Raw genomic sequence first — 2,621 nt, 5'->3', positions numbered from 1 at the left:
AAAGCCACCAGCAGGTCGGCCGCCAGCTGGTCGTCGCCGACCTGGGCGGCGCGGGGGTCGGTGGGGTAGCCGTGGCCCAGCAGCACCCGATTGGCCCGTTCGTCGGCCGGTCGGCCGACATGCCAATGCGCGGTGCCGGCGCTGGTGACCCGCACCGTGTCCTGCAGGCCGCGGTCGGTGATCTGCCGGGCGAACATCTTCTTGGCCATCGGTGAGCGGCAGATGTTGCCGGTGCAGACGAAGGTGATGTGCAGGACCGGGTCGGACACGCGTCCATTGTCCCCGATCCGCCGATCCGGGTGGGCGGCGCACTACTGTTTCATCCGTGAGGAGACCCCGCCGGTGACCGTCCGGCTGGCCGACGTGATCGGCGTGCTGGAGATGGCCTATCCGCCGCGGCTGGCCCAGCCGTGGGATTCGGTCGGGTTGGTCTGCGGCGACCCGGACGACCCGGTGGAGTCGGTGACGGTCGCCGTGGACGCCACCGCCGCGGTCGTCGACCAGGTGCCGGATCGCGGGCTGTTGCTGGCCCATCATCCGCTGCTGCTGCGCGGGGTGGACACGGTGGCGGCCAGCACGCCGAAGGGAGCGCTGGTGCACCGGCTGATCCGCACCGGGCGATCGCTGTTCACCGCGCACACCAACGCCGACTCGGCCGCACCCGGGGTCTCCGACGCGCTGGCCGACGCGCTCGGGCTCTCGGTGGAGGGGGTGCTGGAGCCGGCGGCCGGCGGATCCGATACCGACAAGTGGGTCATCTACGTACCGGCCGAGCACGCCGAGACGGTGCGCGCCGCGGTGTTCGCGGCCGGCGCCGGCGAGATCGGCGGCTACGCCCAGTGCAGCTGGAGCGCGGCCGGCACCGGCCAGTTCCTGCCCCGGGACGGGGCCACACCGACGATCGGCCGGGTGGGGGCCGTGCAGCGGGTGGCCGAGGACCGCGTGGAGGTGGTCGCCCCGGTGAGCGCCCGCGGAGCGGTCCGGGGGGCGTTGCTGGCCGCGCACCCCTACGAAGAGCCGGCCTACGACGTGTTCGCGCTGCAGCCGGTGCCGGACGGGGTGGGGTTGGGCCGGATCGCGGCGCTTCCCCGGCCGGAGCCGTTGCGCGCCTTCGTCTCCCGAGTGGGCGCCGGGTTGCCGGCCACGTCGTGGGGGGTGCGCGCCAGCGGGGACCCGGCCCTGACCGTGTCGCGGGTGGCGGTCTGCGGCGGGTCGGGCGACTCGTTGCTCGGCACCGTGGCGAAGCTGGATGTACAGGCCTACGTCACCGCCGATCTGCGCCACCACCCGGCCGACGAGCACCGCCGTGCCTCCGCGCCGGCGCTGGTGGACGTCGCGCATTGGGCCAGCGAATACCCGTGGTGCGGCCAGGCCGCCGAGCTGCTTCGGTCGGCGTTCGGAGCAGCGTTGCCGGTGCGGGTCTGCCCGGTACGAACCGATCCGTGGAACCTGGCGGCCGGGCCGGGTGCCGAAGGGGGCGAAGCATGAAGGCCGACGTGGGTCAACAACGTTCACTGCTGGAGTTGACGGAGCTGGACGCCGAGCTGACCCGGCTTGCCCACCGGATCAGCCATCTGACGGAACGCGAGGAATACCAACGCGTCCAGCAGAGCCACACCGCGGCCAGCGATCGGCTGGCATCGGTGCGAATCGCGTTGGAAGACGTCGAGGACCAGGCGGCACGGTTCGAGTCCGAGATCGACGCGGTACGCCAGCGCGAAGATCGCGACCGCGCCCTGCTGCGGTCGGGGGACAATCCCAAGCAGCTCACCGACCTGCAGCACGAACTGGAGACACTGCAACGCCGCCAGGCCAGCCTGGAGGACTCTCTGCTGGAGGTGCTGGAGCAGCGTGAGCAGCTGCAGGCCCGGCAGGCCGCCGAGACGGCGGTGCTCCACGGGCTGGCGGTCGATCTGGCGAACGCCCAGCAGGCGATGGAGACCTCGCTCGCCGGGGCGGAGACCACCCGCGCCGAGCGCTCCGCTCGCCGGGGCGAACTGGCCGCCGAGGTCGGCGGCGACTTGCTGGCGCTGTATGAGCGGCAGCGCGCGGCGGGCGGTGCGGGGGCCGGGGTGCTGCGGGGTGGCCAGTGCGGCGCCTGCCGGATCGAGATCGACCGCGGCGAGCTGGGCCGGATCTCGGCCGCCGCCGCCGACGACGTGCTGCGCTGCCCGGAGTGCGGCGCGATCCTGTTGCGCTCCGAAGGCCTCGGCCGGTGAAGGTCATCGTCGAAGCCGACGGTGGGTCCCGCGGCAACCCCGGGCCGGCCGGGTACGGATCGGTGGTGTGGACCGCCGACCACACCACGGTGCTGGCAGAGAGCAAGGAGGCGATCGGGCGGGCGACCAACAACGTCGCCGAGTACCGCGGCCTGATCGCCGGCCTGGAGGAGGCGGTGCGGCTGGGCGCCACCGAGGTCGCCGTGTCGATGGACTCGAAACTGGTGGTGGAGCAGATGGCCGGGCGCTGGAAGGTCAAGCACCCGACGCTGGCGCCGCTGCACCAGCGGGCCCGAACGCTGGCGTCCGGGTTCGCCTCGGTCAGCTACCGCTGGATTCCCCGAGAACGGAATTCGCACGCCGACCGGCTGGCCAACGAGGCGATGGACGCCGCGGCCGGGA

General features: G+C 73.0%; 4 protein-coding genes. 3 read left to right on the top strand and 1 reads right to left on the bottom strand.

What is annotated here, in order from left to right:
* Positions 1-269: arsenate reductase/protein-tyrosine-phosphatase family protein (locus tag AC2VNT_RS00660; protein ID WP_486945024.1), on the bottom strand; the 269-nt coding region annotated here is incomplete at its 3' end.
* Between the two features lie 73 nt (positions 270-342).
* Between AC2VNT_RS00660 and AC2VNT_RS00655 the strand changes: the two genes are divergently transcribed.
* From AC2VNT_RS00655 to AC2VNT_RS00645, 3 genes are all read left to right on the top strand, one after another.
* Complete coding sequence (locus AC2VNT_RS00655) at positions 343-1,488, top strand: Nif3-like dinuclear metal center hexameric protein (protein WP_486945023.1); 1,146 nt, start codon at positions 343-345, stop codon at positions 1,486-1,488.
* A complete protein-coding gene (locus AC2VNT_RS00650; protein ID WP_486945022.1) occupies positions 1,485-2,219 on the top strand; it encodes a zinc ribbon domain-containing protein in 735 nt (244 codons plus the stop codon). Before AC2VNT_RS00655 ends, AC2VNT_RS00650 begins: the two co-directional genes overlap by 4 nt.
* Positions 2,216-2,621: reverse transcriptase-like protein (locus AC2VNT_RS00645; protein ID WP_486945021.1), on the top strand; the 406-nt coding region annotated here is incomplete at its 3' end. The genes AC2VNT_RS00650 and AC2VNT_RS00645, both read left to right, overlap by 4 nt.

It is taken from the genome of Mycobacterium sp. TH-M15 (genome assembly GCF_057473705.1).
Note: the sequence above shows the minus strand (reverse complement) of the source record. Positions and strands in the feature narration are given on the sequence as shown.

What these genes read in the sequence shown, in the direction of transcription:
- AC2VNT_RS00650 (WP_486945022.1), top strand. Translation starts at nt 1,485, where the DNA reads ATGAAGGCCGACGTGGGTCAACAACGTTCACTGCTGGAGTTGACGGAG.